Here is an 18,276-nt window from a genome sequence, read left to right as displayed (position 1 = left end):
CATCCGTACTGCACCGTACCTTCGCCGACCGCGGGAGCAACAGGGTCCGGATGTCCGGGCCGCCCTGCGGACCTCTGTCAGTGGCGGGGTGCAGACTGGCCCGTATCCGGCACAAAGGCGTTTCGGGAGGTTCGGCCATGACCGACGTACTGCTCACCGTGGGCACCCGCAAGGGACTCTTCATCGGCCGCAGGCGCGCCGGCACATGGGAGTTCGGCAGCCCGCATTTCAACGCCCAGGCGATCTATTCGATCGCCATCGACACCCGCAAGCGGGTGCCCAGGCTGCTGGTCGGCGGGGACAGTGCGCACTGGGGCCCCTCGGTCTTCCACTCCGACGACCTGGGCACCACCTGGGTCGAACCGAAGCAACCGGCTGTGAAGTTCCCGCAGTTCACCGAAGCCTCGCTGGAACGGGTCTGGCAGTTGCACCCGGCAGGTCCCGAGGCGCCCGATGTCGTGTACGCGGGTACGGAGCCGGCCGCGCTGTTCCGTTCTCAGGACGGCGGGAAGTCCTTCGAGCTGGTCCGCCCGCTGTGGGAGCATCCGACGCGGTCGAAGTGGGTGCCGGGCGGCGGCGGCGAGGGTCTGCACACCATCCTCACGGACCCGAGGGACGCCCGCGCGGTGACGGTCGCGGTCTCCACGGCCGGGGTGTTCCGCACCAAGGACGGCGGTGCGAGCTGGGCTCCGTCGAACAAGGGGGTGTCGGCGGTGTTCCTCCCCGACCCGAACCCGGAGTTCGGCCAGTGCGTCCACAAGGTGGCCCGGGACGCGGTCGATCGCGACCGGCTCTACCTCCAGAACCACTGGGGGGTCTTCCGGAGCGACGATTCCGGGGACGGCTGGACGGACATCGGCCGCGGCCTGCCCTCCGATTTCGGTTTCGCCGTGGCCGCGCACCCGCACCGCGCGAACACGGCATACCTCTTCCCGATCAACGCCGACGCCGACCGCGTCCCGGCCGAGCACCGCTGCCGGGTGTTCCGCACCGAGGACGCGGGCCGCAGCTGGGAGCCGCTGTCGGCGGGCCTGCCCGAGGAGACGCATTACGGCACGGTGCTGCGCGACGCGCTCTGTACGGACGAGGCCGACCCGGCGGGCGTCTACTTCGGCAACCGCAACGGCGAGGTGTACGCGAGCGCGGACGACGGGGACAGCTGGCAGCAGCTCGCCGCGCATCTGCCGGATGTCCTCTGCGTCCGGGCGGCGGTCATCGCTCCCTGACCACCGACGATCGACCCGGGCGGCACGCCCGGCCGAGCGGTTGGGCCGGGCCTGCCATCGCGGCGACGCACTCGCGCCGGTCGGCGGCGCGCCGCGGCGCACGACCGCGTTCCGGCCGGGTTCGTGGCACGGAGCGGGCCCGGACGGCATCCTCGCCGGACGCGGACCCTCCGCGATTCCGTCGCGTATCCGCCGCCTGTCGGGCACTGTTTGGGACCAGCCCGCCACTCCCCCGGGCCGGCGGTCGGCCCGTTTCTACGGCAGTTGCCAGTCAACCGGCTGGGCGCCCTGGCCGAGCAGGAGTTCATTGGTACGGCTGAACGGGCGCGAGCCGAAGAAACCGCGGTCCGCCGACATGGGTGAGGGATGCGCGGACTCGATCGCCGGGAAGCCGTCGAGGAACGGCCGCAGGTTGCGGGCGTCGCGCCCCCACAGGACGGACACCAGGGGCTTGCCGCGCGCGGCAAGGGCCCGGATGGCCTGCTCGGTCACTTCCTCCCAGCCCTTGCCGCGGTGCGCGCCCGGCTTGCGCGGCGCCGTGGTGAGCGCCCTGTTCAGCAGCAGCACGCCCTGACGGGTCCAGGGCGTCAGATCGCCGTTGGACGGCCGCGGCAGCCCCAGGTCGGTGTGCAGTTCGCGGAAGATGTTCTCCAGACTGCCGGGCAGCTGACGCACCTCGGGGGCCACTGAGAAACTCAGCCCCATCGCCATCCCCGGCGTCGGGTAGGGGTCCTGACCGACGATCAGGACTCGTACCTCGTCGAAGGGCTGCTGGAACGCGCGCAGGACGTTGGCTCCGGCCGGCAGATAGGTACGGCCGGCCGCAACCTCCGCGCGCAGGAAATCGCCCATCGCGGCGACGCGTCCGGCCACGGGGGCGAGCGCCTCGGCCCATCCGGGCTCGACTACTTCATTCAACGGTCGTGGTGCCACGGAACATCACTCTACCGGCGTATGCGACCCTCACCGCCCCGGCGTCGGCCGGTGCGGCCGGTCTCCGGCACCCCTGGCCCCGGTCAACGGAACTAGGGATAGGCTGCCGCCGTCATTCCCCTTCTTCCTGGAGCCGGTCCATGAGCTCACGCGGGCATTCGCCGGAAAGCAGCGGTGACGGCGTGCGTCCGGGCGCGGAGACGGATACGCCGGGGCCGTTCGTCCTCGGCGTGGACTCGGGCGGCTCCGGGCTGCGGGTGGCGCTGGGCACGCTCGGCAGGTCCGCCCCGGTGGGTACGACGGTCTGCGCCGCGCCGGTACGCACCGGACCCGGAGGGATCGACGCGGGCCATCTGCTGGAACAACTGCTGCCCGCCGCCCGCCTGCTGCTTGAGCGGCACGGCAGCGGTGGAAGCAGCGGCGGTGCGCAAGGCTCCGCGATCGCAGCCGTGGCGATCGGCGCCGCCGGCATGGCGACGCTCGGCGGGCAGTTGCGCACCGAACTGCCCCCTGCCCTGGAGCAGGCGCTCGGGGTGCGACGGCTGGCTCTCGCCGCCGATGCGGTGACCGCGTACGCGGGTGCGGTCGGTCAGCGTCCGGGGGCGGTCGTCGCGGCCGGCACGGGCATGATCGCGCTGGGTACGGATCTGACGAGCTGGCACCGTGCCGACGGCTGGGGACATCTGCTGGGTGACAGCGGTGGCGGGGCCTGGATCGGGCGGGCCGGTCTCGATGCGGCCATGCGCGCCCATGACGGGCGGCGCGGCGGGTCCGCCGCGCTGCTGGCCCGGCTGGAGGCGGTGTTCGGACCTGCGCCGGAGCTGCCGGGGCTGCTCTATCCGCGTACCGACCGGCCTGCCGTGCTGGCCTCGTTCGCGCCCGAGGTCGCCGCGTGCGCCGGGCACGATCCGGTTGCCGCGGGCATTCTGCGCGAAGCCGCCGGACATATCGCCGAGGCGGCCGCGGCGGTCTGCCCGAAGGCCGGGGCCGACGACGAACCGTGCGAAGTGGCCCTGACGGGCGGTCTGTTCCGGATGGGCGATCCGCTGCTCGTACCGCTGCGTGAGGAGTTGGCCCGGCAGGTCCCGCAGGCGCGGACAGTCCCCGGTTCGGGTGATCCATTGACCGGCGCGCTGTCCATCGCCCAGGCATTGGCCACCGGGGATCTCCTGCTGCCCCGTCATCCGACGCTGCTCTGCGTACCCGGTGACGGGCCTGCGGAGGAGCCTGGACAGGCGCTCGGCCAGGTGCCGACAGAGCAGGACAGTCAGCCGGTAAGCCTCTCATCGGATAAAAGCGGACAGATGACGCCCGACTACCCCCTCCCCGAACGGAGAGGTACCCAAAACCAGTAGCATGCGGCGCCATGAGCACCCCCACTGGGCCCGCTTCCGGCCTGCCTGTACGAATGCCGCGACCTCGCCAGTCCGGACGGCACCGCCGCCCGGAGCCCGTGGTCGCACCCGAGGGCGCCGCCGCGCTCGTTCTCGCCGTTCCCGGTACCCCCACTTCGGCCACGCGCAGTCTGGCCGAAGAGGTCATCAGCATCGCCCGTTCCGAGCTGCCCGGCCTCAACGCCCTGATCGGCTACCTCGACGGCGACGACGCCGAGTACCCGGCGCTCTCGTCCGTACTCACCCACAGCGCCGCCGAGCGCATCGCGCGCTACGAGCAGGCGCAGGCCGCCGGCCGTGAGGTCGCCGAGCCCGAAGGCCCGGCAGCCGTCGTGGTGCCGCTGCTCGCGGGGCCGGACAGCGCCCTGATCCGGCGGATACGGCAGGCCGTGATGGACAGCGGTACGCAGGTCGAGCTGACCGACGTGCTCGGCCCCCACCCGCTGCTCGCCGAGGCGCTGCACGTACGGCTCTCCGAGGCCGGGCTGGCCCGCGCCGACCGCGCCAGGCTCTTCACCGTGGCAACGGCCGCCGACGGCATCGTGCTGGCCACGGTGGGCGGCGAGGAGGCGGTGCAGGCCGCCGGGATCACCGGCATGCTGCTCGCCGCCCGGCTCGCCGTACCGGTGATGGCCGCCGCACTCGATGTGGAGGGGTCGGTCGCCTCGATCGCCGAGCAGCTGACGGGCTCCGGCTCGGCGCAGCTCGCGCTCGCCCCGTACCTCGTCGGCCCCGAGGTGCCCGAGGGCCTGCTGGACGCCGCCGCGAAGGAGGCGGGCTGTGCGACGGCCGAGCCGCTCGGCGCGTATCCGGCGATCGGCAAGCTCGTGCTGTCGATGTACACGACGGCGCTCGGCATCGCGCCGGCGACGCCGCAGGGTGCTCAGGCGCACTGACCCGGCGCCGGTCCGCCCGGCAGCGCACCGCCCTCGACCGCCGGGCGGGCTCGGTTCTCCCGGCCCGTCCGGCGGTCGCGCTGTGTGCGGCGGCATGGGCCGCGATCCCGCCCGGTCGGGATCTCGCGGTGCCGGGGCGTCAGGCGAAGATCACGCAGGACGCGGCAGGGGCCTCCAGCGCGCCCGCGCGGTGCGGCACGCCGGTCGCCGGGTCGACGGCGAACCAGCTGACGTTCCCGGACCGCTCGTTGGCCGCGTACAGCCATCGGCCGGTGGGGTCGAGCGCGAGGTCGCGGGGCCAGTGCCCGCCGCAGTCCACGGTCGTGACCAGGGTCGCCGTCCCACCCGTCGCGTCGAGCGCGAGGACGGAGATGCTGTCGTGGCCCCGGTTCGCGGTCCACAGGAACCGCCCGTCGTGCGAGACGACCACCTCGGACGGGTACGTAGCCGTGTCCGCGCCGCCCGCCGGTTCCTCGGGCAGCACGGACGTCTCACCGACCGGTTCGAGGACTCCCGCGGTGGCGTCCCAGCTGCACACGGTGACGGTCGGTTCGAGTTCGTTCAGGACGTAGGCGTGGCCGCCCGCCGGATGGAACGCCAGGTGGCGCGGGCCCGTTCCCGGTCGCAGGGCCGTCTCGCCGTGCAGCCGCAGCGCCCCGGTGGCCGTGTCGAGCACGCAGATCCGTACGGAGTCGGTGCCGAGGTCCACGCCGAGCACCCAGTTCCCCGAGGGGTCCGGCAGTACCTGGTGGGCGTGCGGGGCCTGCTGGCGGTCGGCGTTCGGACCGCTGCCCTCGTGCCGGAGCACCGCGGTGACGTCCCCGAGGGAACCGTCGGCCCGTACCGACAGGGCGGACACGCTGCCCGAGTCGTAGTTGGCGGTGAGCAGGTGGCCGCCCGCGAGCGCGAGATGGGTCGGGCCGCTGCCTTCGACCGGTCGGATCTCGCCGATCGGCCGCGGCACGTCGCCGGTGACGTCGAGGGCGGCGGCCGCGCCGTGCTCGGTCTCACTGACCGTGTAGAGCACCCTGCCGCCCGGTCCCGGTCCGTGACCCAGGACGAGATACGAGGGATCGGGGACCGTGTCCGTCGCGCCGAGGAAGGTCAGCGCCCCGGTCTCCCGGTCCACGGCGGCGACGGTGATTCCCCGCCCGCCCGCCGAGGTGAACGACCCGATGAATGCCCGCTCCGCGCCGTTGCCGCTGTCCACCGCACTGCTCGTCACCGCATAGCCCCTCTCCGCCGACTGATCACGGCGGTGTCGCCGCCGTGATCTTCCGGGGCGACGGTAGCAGTCGGACCCTTCCGGTCTATACCAGAACCCCCGGCCGTCGGCCGGCTCTGCGCGACGGCGTCACACACCGATCAGCGGGGCCCGCGGATCGCTGCGCAGCGGTGCGGCGAGTTCGGCGAGCGCCCGCTCCAGACCGTGCAGATGGGCGAGGGCGGGTTCCGCGGCGGCCGGGTGCGACGGGATGCCCGGTGAGCACGCCCGCTGCGGCAGGTCCGGGGCCGTCAGTGCCTCGACGGCTGCCTCGACGCGCCAGCAGGCGGCAGCGAGGCGGGCGTCGTGGGAGGCTTCCGGGTCCGCGGCGACCGAGGCCAGTCCGCGCACCTCCCGTGCGCAGGTGTCCAGCAGGGCGACTACCTGTCGGGCACGGGCCCGGCGGGCGCGCAAGGGGCTCAGCGGGTGCACCAGCGGAGCCAGGGACAGCCGTACTCGTCCGAGGAGCGCCTCCAGTTCGGCGATCCGGGGCGCGGGATCGGCGGTCGGCGACCCCGAGAGCCGCGCTGCGGCTTCCGCCGTACAGGTGTGTACGCAGCGCAGGGCCCGCTGGATCCACGCGTCGGTCGTGGCGTGTGTGGTGACCGGCAGCACGAGGAGCACCGCGAGCATCGCACCGAGCGCACCGGCGGCGGTCTCGGTGAGCCGCAGCACGAGCAGGGCCGGGTCCAGCACGCCGAGGAGTCCGTAGAGCGCTCCGGCCATCACCGTCACCGAGAACACCATCCAGGTGTAGGAGACCGCGGCGGTGTAGAAGATCCCGAAGACCCCGATCGCGACGAGGATCGCGCTGGGTACGGCAGCCCCGTGCAGCGGGACGACGGCGGCCAGGCCGATGGGGATGCCGATCAGTGTGCCCAGGATCCTGCGGAAGCCACGTACCAGGGTCTCGCCGCGCGAGGCGGTGTTCACGAAGACCCACCAGGTGGCACCCACGGCCCAGTACCAGCGCTGCTCGGACAGGAGCAGTCCCGCCGCCAGCGCCAGGGCTCCCCCGGCGGTCGCCTGAATCGCCTGGCGTGTGGTCGCGCGGGCCAGTCCCTCACCGGTCACCGGGGCGGGCACGGCGGCGGGGGACCGCCGTCGCTCGTAGCACCACAGCCCGAAACGCACGGTCGACGAGGCGAGCAGGGAGAGGGCGACCGCGGAGTACAGCTCGGGCAGTTGTCCTGGCAGGGTGTGGAGGAACTGCGTGGTGAAGAAGGCCATGAAGGCGAAGACGCCCAGTGAGTGACCGCGCGGTCCCCATCGCCTGGCGTACACGCCCAGGCCCATCACCGCGAGAAAGGCCACGTCCCGCACCCGCGGGTGGTCGTGCAGCCCTGCGGCGAGGGCGAGCACGGGAAAGCCCACGGCCGGCAGCAGGGCGGTGGTGATCGCCTGGGCGCGCACCGTGGTGTCCAGCACCGTGAACAGGGCCAGCAGCGCGGCGAGACCGCCGGTGATCGCCGCGACGAGGGAGTGACCGGCCAGTCCGCACACCACGACGGCCAGTCCGATGCCGAGGACGGCCCGGACACCGCTGCGCAGCCGCAGTCGGCCCGGGTCCGGGGAAACGAACATCCTCTTCAGCACGGCATGCTCCCGCTTCTGCGCACACCGGCCCTGTGCACCGGCATGAAAAAGGCGCCGCGGGGATCCGCAGCGCCATCGACGGGTACATCACAACATCCCTGCGGCCCGTGGCTCAAATCGGAGACGATTCACTGAGCCATTGGCCCAATGAATCAGCGAAGGTGTGCACCAGGGGTAGGCCAACGGACCGGGATGGGGCCGGGCCCCGGCTCGGTTCTCACGTCCCGGCACGGGTCCCGCGGCTCGGGGCCGCCCGGCCCACCCGGTGCCGGCGCTCCGCCTGCGCGGCAGGCGGAGCCGTTCAGGCCCCGGGCCAGGGCATACGGATGTCCGTCGGAAGGACGCCGGGGGCGAGTCCGGCGGTGGGCGGCGCCGTGCGGCCGTGCCGCAGCCGCCCCGGCGTCCGGTCGCGGCGGGCGGGGCGCACCGGGTCCTCGCCGGGCGTCCGGGGCAGGGGTCGTGCGGGCAGTGTCGCGGCCACTTCGTAGCCGCCGTCGGCGGTGGCGCCGGCGGCCAGCCGGCCCCCCAGCATCGCGGTGCGCTCGCGCATGCCGAGCAGGCCGTGTCCCGCGCCCGTCGGGTGCGGGGCCGCCCGCTCCGGTGCGGTGTTGGTGACCCGTACCGTGACTCCGGCGGCCCGGCGGCCGACCTCCACCGCCACCTGGGCACCCGGTGCGTGACGCATCGCGTTGCCGAGCGCCTCCTGCACGATGCGGAACGCCGACAGTTCGACGCCGGGCGGCAGTGGGTGCGGCTGCCCGGTGGTCTCGGCGGTGACCTCCAGACCGGCGTCGCGCGCGGTGCCGATCAGTTCGTCCAGCCGGTCGAGGGTGGGCTGCGGGGCGTGCCGGGCGGCTGGTGACAGGGCGTCCTCGGAGCGCAGTACGCCGAGCACCCGGCGCAGTTCGGTGAGCGCCTCGAGCGCGTTCTCGCGGATGCCCGCGAGGTTCTCCTTCAGCTCGTCGGACGGATTCTCCACCAGGTGCGGGGCGACCTGTGCCTGGATGGAGACGGCCGACATGTGGTGCGCGACGATGTCGTGCAGTTCGCGGGCGATCCGGTTGCGCTCCTCCAGAAGGGTGCGCCGGGACCGCCAGAAGGGTGCGCCGGGACCGCTCCTCGGCGGTCTGCTCCTCCTGTGCGGCCAGCTGGGTACGGGCCAGCCCGAGGCCGCGCAGCACGGCGCCGGTCACCACGGCGACGACGAGGGCCGCGGCCCCGAGGCCGGCCCGGTCGCTGCGGCGCACGGGGTCGATCGCGCCGCCGACGAGTCCGGCCGCCACGCCGATGGCCAGTGCCTCGGCGGCGGTCCGGGGGCGGACCCGCAGAGCGAGCAGGAACAGCACCCCGGCCTGCAGCGCGATCCCGGCCCCGGTCGGGGACGGCATCCGGCCCGCGGGGCCGGCGGCCTCCGCGACGGGCACGGCCAGGAACATGACGACCGTCGAGGCCCACCAGGCCGGAAGCGGACGGAACAGCGCGACGACGACAGCCACCGACGGGATCCCGGCGAACAGGACGCCGAGCCCGGCCCCCATCCCGTGCCGGAAGGCGTACTCGTTCACGTCGAGGACGAACATCGCCACCGCGAACAGCGTCGGCGGCACCACCCATACCGGCCGCCACTCCAGCCGCCTCGGCCGCCCCGGGTACCGGGGCGAGTCGGCCCCCGAGGTCACCAGGTCCTCGCGCAGGGTGCGCGGCAGCGCCCGCAGGGCACGGGACGACGCCCGCAGGGCCTTGGCAGACCGCTTCGCCGTCTCGTCCCGCCTCACATGCCTCGTGTCACACACGTCGCGCCGCCGACCTCGATGGGCGCCCCTTGCGGATGACCACGCTCTTCTTCGGCGACCGCCCCTGTTCGTAGCCGCGGAACGCCAGCCAGCAGATCATCAGCGCCGTGATGAACACGGGCAGCCAGGCCAGCCGGGCGAGTACCCAGCCGGGGGCGTCGGGGACGGTGTGCAGGCCCGGCAGGGTCCCGCCCACCAGCAGGCCGGTGGCGGTGACCGCGATCATCGCGGTCTGGTGCCACAGGAAGACCGTCATCGCGGAGAGATTGACCGTCGCCACCGCCGCCCAGACCGCCGGGCGCCGGAGCACCCGGCGCAGCGGGCCGAGCAGCAGCAGCGCCGCTCCGCACTGGGCGAGGCCGAAGGTGACCACGGCGAGCGTCGGCGGGTCGAGGTTGGAGATCTCCAGGCCGGGCACTCCGACCATGGCCGCGGGATAGCCGCCCCAGAGGACGAGTCCGGCGGTGGCGGCGGCTCCGCCGATCAGCAGCAGCCAGCCGGACCTCCGGCCGCACAGATCACCCCGGGCCCAGGCCGCGCCCAGGCAGTACGGAACCAGCCAGCCGGCCACCACGTTGACGGAGGCGAACTCGCCGGGGGTGTCCAGGCCGAACCGGTAGACGTCGGTGATCAGCACGACGGCGAACGGCCACAGCGGATGCAGCCTCGCCACGAGCGGGGTCGCCGCGGTCAGCACCGCGAAGACCAGCAGGAACCAGAGCGGGGACCACACGAGCTTGCACAGCGCGCGCACGGTGTCCTGGTCCGCCCCCGCGGCGAGCATCACGCATGCCGCCACGGTCCATACGAGCAGCACGACGACCACCGGCCGCAGCAGCCGGGTCATCCTTGACCTCAGCCACCGTCCGTAGCTCTCGCCACGCGCGCAGGCGGAGGCGTAGCTCTTCGCACCGACCTGTCCGCCGACCAGGAAGAAGACGGCAAGGGTCTGGAGCACCCAGGAGACCGGGGTGAATCGGGGCATGTACTGGAGCGGGCTCGAACCGTGCATGGTGCCGCTGTCGACGACCAGCGCGGTCACCATCCAGTGGCCGAGAACGACGCCGAGGATGGCGATGGCCCGCAGGGCGTCGACGGCGCGGTCGCGGCCGGCGGGAGTGGCGGATTCGATCCGCCGGACGAAGTCACGCATGGCACTCTCCCGAGAGCTCTGCGAACGTGGCCGTTCCGGCCACGCTCCGGGGGATGTTCTTCAGCGGTACGGAATGGGGCTTCAGGCAGTCGCGGTGGCCGCCGCCCGCCGCGAAGTCGCCGGCGCCGGACTCGGACCCGGACCCGGACTCGGACCCGGACTCGGACTCGGACGAAAGGGAGTCCCTGCCGAACTCGATGTCCACCGGGACGGGTTGGAGCTCGACGTGCGGCACGTCGGCGATCCGGTCGATGCCGGCGCGGCCCGCGCGGACGGTGACCCGGGCGTGCCGGACGGTGGCGGCGCGGCCGGGGCCTGCGTACAGGACGACGTCCGCGACCCGCGGCACGTGCGTGGCCCCGGCACTGACGCGGGAGGCCGGGGCCGCAGGGCGCGGCTCGCGCAACTCCCCCATGGGCCCGCGCGGTTCGGGCACGGCCTCGGCGGCCCGCCCCGAGGCGGCCACCAGCACGGCGGCCAGGCGGATTCTGTGCGTTCGGGACGGCATGGCGCGGGGCTCCTTCCGTGCCGGACAGCTTCCAGCGCTTCGGATACAGAAGCTATGGACGGAGCCCCGTAGTCCGCGTCCCGCCGGGGTGTGAACCTGTTTTGTAGCTCTGCAGGACTACGGGTATGAGATGGGTACCGGGGCTGTGCCTGATCGGCACGAATGGGCAACTGCCGGCCATTGGTACAGTCGCAGGCCGGATCGGCCTACCAGGAAGTGACCAACGGACCATGGCGGTGGATGCCCTCGACACCCGTATCCTGCGGTTGCTCATCGAGCAGCCGCGTACCAGCGTCCGCGAGTACGCGCGCATCCTCTCCGTCGCCCGGGGCACCCTCCAGGCCCGTATCGACCGGCTGGAGCGGGACGGTGTGATCACCGGCACGGGACCGGTCCTGTCTCCCGCGGCGCTGGGGCACCCGGTGCTGGCCTTCGTTCATCTGGAGGTCACCCAGGGGCATCTGGACGAGGTCGGTGAGGCGCTCGCCGCGGTGCCGGAGATCGTCGAGGCCTTCTCGACCACGGGCGGCGGCGATCTGCTGGCCCGGGTGGTGGCCCGCGACAACGGCCACCTGGAGGATGTGATCCAGCGGCTGATCCGACTGCCCGGCGTGGTCAGGACGCGTACCGAGGTGGCGCTGCGAGAGCGGGTGCCGCACCGGCTGCTGCCCCTGGTCGAGTCGGTGGGCCGCACGACCCCCGGCCACCCTAAGTGATCACCGTATTGGCATGCTGGATGCCATGAACTCACGGCGTGATTCCGCTCCTTCGGTCCTCTTCGACCTCGACGGCACCCTGGTGGACAGCGAGCCCAACGCGTACGAGTCGGCGCGTCGGCTGCTCGAACGGTATGGCGTGGCCGACTTCACCTGGGAGCAGAACGCCCGGTTCCTCGGCATCAGCAACCGCGAGGCGCTGACGGTCCTGCGTGCCGAGTACGGGCTCGGGGCGTCCGTCGACGAACTGGTGGCGGGTCAGGACGCCCTGTATCTGGAGCTGGCGCGGTCGTCGACCGAGGTCTTCCCGCAGATGCGGAAGTTCGTGGAGCGGCTGCACGGAGAGGGAGTCGCGATGGCGGTGGCTTCGGGGTCGTCCCCGGCGGCCATCGAGGCCGTGCTCGCGGGCACGGGACTCGACGCCTGCTTCACCCTCTGCGTCTCGGCCGACGAGGTGGCGCGCGGCAAGCCGGAGCCGGACGTGTTCCTGGAGGCGGCCCGGCGCCTCGGCTCGGCGCCCGCCGACTGCGTGGTCGTGGAGGACGCCGTTCCCGGTGCGACGGCGGCGCGTGCGGCGGGCATGCGCTGCATCGCTGTTCCCTATGTGGCCGCCACGGCCTCCGCCCCGGTGTTCGCCGCGGCGGATCTGCTCTTCCCCGGCGGGCAGGACGAATTCACGGCGCAGGCCGCGTACGACTGGCTGTTCCCGCGTTCCGGGTCCGTGCCCGCCCGGCCGGACCCGTCTTCCTGATCCGGCCCGTGCCGTTCACCGGAAACGTGTGGGCCGCCTCCGCCCCGGGTGTCCCCGTACCGGCCGGCCGCCGGCGTCCCGGCAGCCGGTGAGGAATCCGCGGCGCGGCAGCTCCGGGAAGCCCGCGCGGACAGCGGGGCGACCACTCGGCGTGCCGCCGAGGTCCGGCGGCCCGATATCCTGATCATGCCGCGCGCCCCCCACCCCGCCCCGATCCCCGTCGGGTCGCCGCCGTGGCAGTCGAAGCGGCCCACAATTCGAGATTGGTGCAAAGGTGCTGGTAGCTGGTCGGTACCGCTTGACGTCCCCCATCGGCCGTGGCGGCATGGGCGAGGTGTGGCGCGCCTCCGACGAAGTGCTCGGCCGAGCGGTGGCCGTGAAGCTGCTGCTGGGCGACCACGCGGACGAGTCGGCGACCGCCCGGTTCCGGCTGGAGGCGCAGACCGCGGCCCGCCTGAGTCACCCTCATCTGGTGGCCGTGTTCGACTTCGGGTCCTGGGAGAACCGCTTCTTCCTCGTGATGGAGCTCGTCGAGGGCAGAAGCCTGGGCGATCTGCTCGCGGCCGAGGAGCGGCTCGGAGCCGAGCAGGTCGCCCGGATCGCCGGCCAGGCGGCCGCGGGGCTCGCCGCCGCCCACCGGCAGGGCATCGTGCACCGCGACATCAAGCCCGGGAACCTGATGCTGGACGCCGAGGGGTCCGTCAAGATCGGCGACTTCGGCATCGCCCAGTTCGTCGACGATCCCTCCGCCGCGCTGACCACCACGGGACAGATCGTCGGGACCAGTCTCTATCTGGCGCCGGAGCGCGCCCTGGGCCGTACGGCCGGTGCGGCGTCCGACATGTACTCCCTCGGCTGCGTGATCTACCAACTCCTGCTGGGTGAGCCACCGTTCCGCTCCGACACGGCCACCGCGACGCTCTATCAACATGTCGACACGGCGCCTGTGCCGCTCGGGCAGCGCGGCGTCGACCTGTCCCCGGCCTTCGACTCCTATCTGCTCGGACTGCTCGCGAAGCAGCCCGAGGACCGGCCCAGCGCCCAGCAGGTCGCCGACTGGTTCCAGAGCGACGCGTGGCGGGGGCAGCCGGAGCCCCTGCCGATGTACGCCCCCACCCCTCCTCCGACCGCCCCGAGAACTCCTCGTCCCCCGGCATCCGCTGCCGCGTTCGACCCGGCCCCGGCGCCTGCCACCGCGCAGCAGGCCGAAGGGGTGTCGACGTACCGCCTGCCGCAGGCCGGTGGACACAGGCGGCGCCCGGCGGAGCGGTCCGCCCCCGTCCGGCGGCGCACCGGTGCCCGCGAGGCGATCAGGCGCCGGCCCCGGGTGGCGAGCGCCATCGCCGGTACGGTCGCCTTCCTCGCGGCCGTGTACCTGGGGATGAGTCTGTTCTCACCGGATTCCAGCTCGGCCGGCACACCGGACACCGGCTCCACCGCGACCACCGGACCCGAATCACCGGCGCCCGGCCAGCCGGCACAGAACGGCGGAAACGCCGGAAACAACGGGGACAACGGGGACAACGGGGACAGCGGAGACGACGAGCAGGACTGAGCCGCTCTCCGCCGCTGTCCTGTCCTGCCCTGCCCTGTCCTGCCCTGCCCTGCCCTGCCCGACGACGGTACCGTCCGATCGCGGCAGGGCTCGTCGGATGGCCGTCAAGCAGTCGTCAGGACCGGCCGTCCGGGCGTCAGCGGTTCGTCAACGGACGCCGACGGGCCGACGATCTTCCCTAACGTCGCAGCCATGGGAAGACGTGACATCCGAGCCGTGCCCGGTCCTCGCACCGGCCGGGCTCACCCTCCGCCCGGCACGACCGCGTACGACCACGGCTGGGCCGGGGACCTGCGGTTCGCGGTCCGCTGCGCCCTGACGCTCCTCGGGCTGCTCCTGGCCGTCGATGCGACGGCCGGTCACCTCGCCGCGTCGCGCGCCCTGTTGTGGACGGGCCTGGCCGCCCTGCTGCTCATGGTGCTGGTACCGCCCCGGGTCCGCGCGGGTGCGGGGTGGCTCTCCTGCCGGGGCCTGGTGCGTGAACGGATCGTGCGCACCGACCGGCTCGTGTCGGTGCGCTGGTCGGACGGTGTCTCCCAGCGTCTGGTGCTCCGCGACGCGGAGGGCGGCCGGGTCGAGGTCGACCCTCAGGTGCTCGTGGCGAATCCCGCGCTGTGGCACCGGCTGGACGGCGATGCCCGCGCCTGCGTGAAGCGCGGCACGCTGCGCTGCGGGGTGACGGCACTGCGGCAGCTGTCCGACCGCATCGACCGCCGGACGGCGCGTACGGTGTTCACGATCTCCGGCCTGGAGTAGCCGGTCCGCACTCCGGAATCGTTGTGCGATCCCACCACCGCGGCTTGACCAAACTTGCCAAGTCCCCCGGCAGCCCCCGCAGTTCGTTGACGAGGCCATGACGACATGTGAGTGTTCGGTCGCTCGATCACGGACGACGGCAGTGCGGGCGGCCGACGGCGGCCGAAGCAGGTACGTCACCGTACGTCAACTGCCCGTGATCGAGGCCCCCCCGACTCAAGGAGCCTCGATGAAACGCAGACCGATGACGGCCGGGACAACCCTGGCCGTCCTCGCCGGAATGCTGGTCGCCGTCAGCGGCGGAACAGCAGCTGCCGAACCGTCCCCGCCCGCCCCGACCGCACTCTCCACCGCGGTGTCGGCCGCCGACCGGGCCGTCGCCAGTGGCCTCGACACCCTGGCGAAGGGGCCCGACGAGCGGTACGAGCGGCAGATGGTGACCCCCTGGGTCAAGGGCATGTACTCCGTCGCGTACCAGCGCACCTACCGCGGGCTCCCCGTCGTCGGCGGGGACGCCGTCGTGGTGGCCGACTCCCAGGGCCGGGTCCGCGGCACCCAGTCGGCGGTGTCCCGGCGGATCAACGTACCGACGACCCCGACCGTTTCCGCCGAGGCCGCCGAGACCACCGCCCGCAAGAGGCTCACCACCGTGAAGCGGGTGGAGTCGCACCGCCTGGTGGTGCGAGCCACGGACAGGACCTCCCGGCTGGCCTGGGAGACGGTGCTCACCGGACGCAGCGCCAAGGCCCCCAGCCGGCTGCACGTCTTCGTCGACGCGGGCACCGGCAAGGTGCTCGACAGCTACGACGACGTCAAGGCGGGCACCGGCAACAGCCAGTGGAACGGTCCGTCCCCGCTGGCCATCGACACCACCGCCTCCGGGAGCAGCTACTCGCTGCGCGACCCGAACCGTCCCGGTCTGAGCTGCGCCGACTACAGCACGGGCAGTGTCTTCACCAAGTCGAGCGACTCCTGGGGCACCGGCAACCCCTCCAGCAAGGAGACCGGCTGCGTCGACGTCATGTGGGCGGCGCAGCACGAGTGGAACATGCTGCGGGACTGGCTGGGCCGCAACGGACACAACGGCAACGGCGGCAGCTGGCCGGTCGAGGTCGGGCTGAACGACGTCAACGCCTACTGGGACGGCTCCTCGGTCTCCATCGGCCACAACAACGCCAACCAGTGGATCGGCGCGATGGACGTGGTGGGCCATGAGTTCGGCCACGGCATCGACCAGTACACGCCCGGCGGCGCCAACAACGAGTCCGGTCTCGGCGAGGCCACCGGCGACATCATGGGCGCCCTCACCGAGGCGTACACCAATGAGCCCGCTCCGTACGACGACCCGGACTACACCGTCGGCGAGAAGATCAACCTGGTCGGCAGCGGGCCGATCCGCATCATGTACAACCCGGGGCAGATCGGCGACCCCAACTGCTACAGCTCCTCGATACCCAACACCGAGGAGCACGCGGCGGCCGGTCCGCTGAACCACTGGTTCTACCTGCTGGCCGAGGGCTCGAACCCCGGCGGTGGCAAGCCGTCCAGCCCGACGTGCAACAGCTCCTCGGTCACCGGTGTCGGCATCCAGAGCGCCGGCAAGGTCTTCTACGGCGGGATGCTGCTCAAGACGAGCGGGATGACCTACAAGCGCTACCGCACGGCCACGCTCACCGCCGCCAAGAACCTCGACGCCGGCTGCGTGCTCTTCGACCGGACCAAGGCCGCCTGGGACGCGATCAGCGTCCCCGCCCAGAGCGGCGACCCGACCTGCACGCCCAGCGGCAACAACGACTTCACGATGTCGCTGGACCCGGCGTCCGGCTCCGTGAAGCCGGGCAGCTCGGCGACGGCGACGGTGCGGACCGCGGTCAGCTCCGGGAGCGCGCAGGCCGTGAACCTCACGGCGAGCGGTCTGCCGAGCGGTGTCACCGCGTCCTTCAGCCCGTCGTCGGTGCAGTCCGGAGCGTCCTCGACGATGACCCTGTCCGCATCGTCGAGCGCCGCACCCGGCGCGTACACCTTCACGGTGAAGGGTGACGGCACCCAGAGCCACACCGCGCAGTACACCCTGACCGTCGACAACGGGGGCGGCAATCCGGGCGGCAAGGCGCCGGACATCAGCATCGCCAACGTGCAGTCGCACCTCGCGCAGCTGAACACCATCGCCACGCAGAACGGCGGCAACCGCCGGGCCGGCAGCGCCGGTTACACGGCCTCCCTCGCCTATGTGAAGGGCAAGCTGCAGGCAGCCGGCTACACCGTCAGCGAGCAGACCTGCACCAGCTGCACGTACCGCGGGAACAATCTGATCGCCGACTGGCCGGGCGGCCCGTCCGACCAGACGGTCATGTTCGGCGCCCACCTGGACGGCGTCGCGGCCGGCCCCGGGATCAATGACAACGGCTCCGGCTCCGCCACCCTGCTGGAGAACGCGCTCGCCCTGGCGCAGCAGAACCCGACCATGACCAAGCACGTCCGCTTCGCCTGGTGGAACGGCGAGGAGCAGGGGCTGCAGGGTTCCGAGTACTACGTCGGCCAGCTCAGCGCGGCCCAGCGCAGCGCGATCAAGGCGTACTACAACTTCGACATGGTCGCCTCGACCAACGCCGGCTACTTCATCAACAACGTGAACTCGGCCGCCTCGGCACCGATGAAGGAGTACTGGGACTCGCTGAACCTCGCGCCGGAGGAGAACGTCGAGGGCCAGGGACGGTCCGACGACTACTCCTTCCAGCAGGGCGGCATCCCCACCTCCGGTTACGCGACCGGCGCCAGCGACACCAAGACGTCGGCGCAGGCCGCCAAGTGGGGCGGCACGGCGGGCCGTTCCTACGACTCCTGCTACCACTCGTCCTGCGACACCACGGCCAACATCAACGCGACCGCGCTCGACCGCAGCGCCGACGGGGTCGCCTACACGGTGTGGAAGACCTCCGTCGGGACCACCGCTCCGGCCGACGACTTCTCCGTGTCGGTGAAGCCGGTCTCCGGCAGCGTCCAGCCCGGTGGCTCGCTCACCGCGAGTGTGTCGACGGCGACCACCAGCGGCTCCGCCCAGACCGTGAAGCTGACGGCCTCCGGGGCGCCGAGCGGTGTCACGGTCTCCTTCGACCCGGCCTCCGTGCAGTCGGGTTCGTCGTCGTCCATGACCGTCTCCGCCGGGGCCCAGACCGCGCCGGGTACGTACACCCTCACGGTGACCGGGACGGGTACGGCCACCCACGCCACCACGTACTCGCTCGTCGTCGGTGGCGGCGGGACTTGCCAGGCGCGGCAGGCGGTCGCCAATGGCGGCTTCGAGGAGGGCGTCGCGCCGTGGACCCAGACGGACGGCGTGATCAACAACCGGACGTCGGAGAAGCCCGCGCACAGCGGCGCGTACATGGCCTGGCTCGGCGGCTGGGGTTCCACGCACTCCGACACCGTCGCGCAGTCTCTGACCGTTCCGGCGGGCTGCTCGACGTACAAGCTGTCGTTCCATCTGCGCACCGACACGAATGAGTCGGCGGGCGACCCGACCGCGTACGACACGTTCACCGTCAAGCTGGGCACCAAGACCCTCGCGACGTACTCGAACGTGGACGCCACCGGCTCCTACGTCCAGAAGACCTTCGACGTCGCCGAGTTCGCCGGTCAGACGGTCACCCTCGGATTCACCAGCAGTGAGGACGCCTATCTGCAGACCAGCTTCGTCATCGACGACGTGGCGCTGAACGCGAGCTGATCATTCGT

14 protein-coding genes are annotated in these 18,276 nt (G+C 72.4%); 8 read left to right on the top strand and 6 right to left on the bottom strand.

What is annotated here, in order from left to right; genetic code table 11:
• The first annotated feature begins 137 nt into the window (after nucleotides 1-137).
• On the top strand, nucleotides 138-1,226 hold the full coding sequence (locus ACIOMQ_RS28935; RefSeq protein WP_362206630.1) for an exo-alpha-sialidase: 1,089 nt from the start codon (nucleotides 138-140) through the stop codon (nucleotides 1,224-1,226).
• Between the two features lie 255 nt (nucleotides 1,227-1,481).
• Here ACIOMQ_RS28935 and ACIOMQ_RS28930 read toward each other — a convergent pair whose 3' ends face one another.
• Nucleotides 1,482-2,159 (bottom strand): uracil-DNA glycosylase, encoded by a 678-nt coding sequence (locus ACIOMQ_RS28930; RefSeq protein ID WP_114243183.1) that lies wholly within the window; start codon nucleotides 2,157-2,159, stop codon nucleotides 1,482-1,484.
• Between the two features lie 140 nt (nucleotides 2,160-2,299).
• Here ACIOMQ_RS28930 and ACIOMQ_RS28925 point away from each other — a divergent pair, with 140 nt between their 5' ends.
• Nucleotides 2,300-3,514, top strand: coding sequence for an N-acetylglucosamine kinase (locus tag ACIOMQ_RS28925; RefSeq protein ID WP_402191020.1), 1,215 nt, complete (start codon nucleotides 2,300-2,302; stop codon nucleotides 3,512-3,514).
• A gap of 11 nt (nucleotides 3,515-3,525) precedes the next feature.
• Nucleotides 3,526-4,449: a hypothetical protein gene (locus ACIOMQ_RS28920; protein ID WP_362206629.1), complete on the top strand. Its 924-nt coding sequence runs from the start codon at nucleotides 3,526-3,528 to the stop codon at nucleotides 4,447-4,449.
• A 139-nt stretch (nucleotides 4,450-4,588) separates the two neighbouring features.
• Here the strand turns inward: ACIOMQ_RS28920 and ACIOMQ_RS28915 are convergent, their stop codons facing one another.
• The 5 genes from ACIOMQ_RS28915 to ACIOMQ_RS28895 all read right to left on the bottom strand — a co-directional run bounded on the left by ACIOMQ_RS28915 (nucleotide 4,589) and on the right by ACIOMQ_RS28895 (nucleotide 10,763).
• Entirely contained in the window at nucleotides 4,589-5,659 is a 1,071-nt protein-coding gene (locus ACIOMQ_RS28915; protein ID WP_362206661.1) for a lactonase family protein, read from the bottom strand.
• A 144-nt stretch (nucleotides 5,660-5,803) separates the two neighbouring features.
• Entirely contained in the window at nucleotides 5,804-7,309 is a 1,506-nt protein-coding gene (locus tag ACIOMQ_RS28910) for an FUSC family protein (RefSeq protein ID WP_401757618.1), read from the bottom strand.
• 301 nt (nucleotides 7,310-7,610) lie between these two features.
• Nucleotides 7,611-8,330, bottom strand: a complete 720-nt coding sequence (locus ACIOMQ_RS28905; protein WP_402191017.1) for a sensor histidine kinase — start codon at nucleotides 8,328-8,330, stop codon at nucleotides 7,611-7,613.
• A 764-nt stretch (nucleotides 8,331-9,094) separates the two neighbouring features.
• A complete protein-coding gene (locus ACIOMQ_RS28900) occupies nucleotides 9,095-10,255 on the bottom strand; it encodes an acyltransferase (RefSeq protein WP_401267099.1) in 1,161 nt (386 codons plus the stop codon).
• Nucleotides 10,248-10,763, bottom strand: coding sequence for a hypothetical protein (locus tag ACIOMQ_RS28895; protein WP_402191015.1), 516 nt, complete (start codon nucleotides 10,761-10,763; stop codon nucleotides 10,248-10,250). The genes ACIOMQ_RS28900 and ACIOMQ_RS28895 overlap by 8 nt, the downstream gene beginning before the upstream one ends.
• A 230-nt stretch (nucleotides 10,764-10,993) precedes the next feature.
• Here ACIOMQ_RS28895 and ACIOMQ_RS28890 point away from each other — a divergent pair, with 230 nt between their 5' ends.
• From ACIOMQ_RS28890 to ACIOMQ_RS28870, 5 genes are all read left to right on the top strand, one after another.
• Nucleotides 10,994-11,479 (top strand): Lrp/AsnC family transcriptional regulator, encoded by a 486-nt coding sequence (locus ACIOMQ_RS28890; RefSeq protein WP_362206624.1) that lies wholly within the window; start codon nucleotides 10,994-10,996, stop codon nucleotides 11,477-11,479.
• Between the two features lie 25 nt (nucleotides 11,480-11,504).
• Nucleotides 11,505-12,230 (top strand): HAD family hydrolase, encoded by a 726-nt coding sequence (locus ACIOMQ_RS28885; RefSeq protein WP_401757611.1) that lies wholly within the window; start codon nucleotides 11,505-11,507, stop codon nucleotides 12,228-12,230.
• 325 nt (nucleotides 12,231-12,555) lie between these two features.
• Nucleotides 12,556-13,785 carry a serine/threonine-protein kinase gene (locus ACIOMQ_RS28880; RefSeq protein ID WP_362206660.1) on the top strand — a complete coding sequence of 410 codons (1,230 nt, stop codon included), beginning with the start codon at nucleotides 12,556-12,558 and terminating at the stop codon, nucleotides 13,783-13,785.
• Between the two features lie 192 nt (nucleotides 13,786-13,977).
• Nucleotides 13,978-14,541 (top strand): hypothetical protein, encoded by a 564-nt coding sequence (locus ACIOMQ_RS28875; RefSeq protein WP_401267090.1) that lies wholly within the window; start codon nucleotides 13,978-13,980, stop codon nucleotides 14,539-14,541.
• A 244-nt stretch (nucleotides 14,542-14,785) separates the two neighbouring features.
• Nucleotides 14,786-18,268 (top strand): M28 family peptidase, encoded by a 3,483-nt coding sequence (locus ACIOMQ_RS28870; RefSeq protein ID WP_401943710.1) that lies wholly within the window; start codon nucleotides 14,786-14,788, stop codon nucleotides 18,266-18,268.
• The last annotated feature ends 8 nt before the right edge of the window (nucleotides 18,269-18,276 follow it).

Origin of the sequence: Streptomyces sp. NPDC087845, from assembly GCF_044742755.1 — a bacterium.
GTDB lineage: Bacteria > Actinomycetota > Actinomycetes > Streptomycetales > Streptomycetaceae > Streptomyces.
The sequence above is the reverse complement of the archived record's forward strand: the minus strand, read 5'-3'. Positions and strand labels throughout refer to the sequence as shown.

Bases quoted from the DNA above. Each gene is read 5' to 3' on its own strand.
- ACIOMQ_RS28885 (WP_401757611.1), top strand. From the start codon at position 11,505: ATGAACTCACGGCGTGATTCCGCTCCTTCGGTCCTCTTCGACCTCGAC.
- ACIOMQ_RS28900 (WP_401267099.1), bottom strand. From the start codon at position 10,255: ATGCGTGACTTCGTCCGGCGGATCGAATCCGCCACTCCCGCCGGCCGC.
- ACIOMQ_RS28890 (WP_362206624.1), top strand. From the start codon at position 10,994: ATGGCGGTGGATGCCCTCGACACCCGTATCCTGCGGTTGCTCATCGAG.
- ACIOMQ_RS28880 (WP_362206660.1), top strand. From the start codon at position 12,556: ATGGGCGAGGTGTGGCGCGCCTCCGACGAAGTGCTCGGCCGAGCGGTG.
- ACIOMQ_RS28925 (WP_402191020.1), top strand. From the start codon at position 2,300: ATGAGCTCACGCGGGCATTCGCCGGAAAGCAGCGGTGACGGCGTGCGT.
- ACIOMQ_RS28870 (WP_401943710.1), top strand. From the start codon at position 14,786: ATGACGGCCGGGACAACCCTGGCCGTCCTCGCCGGAATGCTGGTCGCC.
- ACIOMQ_RS28905 (WP_402191017.1), bottom strand. From the start codon at position 8,330: ATGTCGGCCGTCTCCATCCAGGCACAGGTCGCCCCGCACCTGGTGGAG.
- ACIOMQ_RS28895 (WP_402191015.1), bottom strand. From the start codon at position 10,763: ATGCCGTCCCGAACGCACAGAATCCGCCTGGCCGCCGTGCTGGTGGCC.
- ACIOMQ_RS28920 (WP_362206629.1), top strand. From the start codon at position 3,526: ATGAGCACCCCCACTGGGCCCGCTTCCGGCCTGCCTGTACGAATGCCG.
- ACIOMQ_RS28875 (WP_401267090.1), top strand. From the start codon at position 13,978: ATGGGAAGACGTGACATCCGAGCCGTGCCCGGTCCTCGCACCGGCCGG.
- ACIOMQ_RS28935 (WP_362206630.1), top strand. From the start codon at position 138: ATGACCGACGTACTGCTCACCGTGGGCACCCGCAAGGGACTCTTCATC.